At 49.6% G+C, this 248-nt stretch carries 1 protein-coding gene; it reads left to right on the forward strand.

What is annotated here, in order from left to right; all coding sequences use genetic code 11:
* A partial coding sequence (locus tag AC1RPN_RS09145) for a hypothetical protein (protein WP_481763870.1) occupies positions 1-218 on the forward strand: 218 nt, incomplete at its 5' end.
* Between the last annotated feature and the right edge of the window lie 30 nt (positions 219-248).

Raw genomic sequence — 248 nt, forward strand, 5'->3', positions numbered from 1 at the left:
CGCATATCCAACACGTAGCAGGTTATCTGACTCTCAAGCAGAGGATTGAGATCGTCGGTGAGTGCACACCTGATCAGGTAGCACTTATCAAGGACTTCGAAGCACAGCTGAAAAAGTATGGTGTTGAGGAACGCGTTCGTATCACGTGCAAGGAGTGTGGCGCGGTTTCAGAGACGAAGCTGTCTCTGGCCGCCCACAGCTTTTTTCCCTTTGAATAGTTCAAAGGATACGATGGAGCGGTATAAGCT

The organism is Dellaglioa sp. CoH-57-MRSF-20 (genome assembly GCF_056781955.1).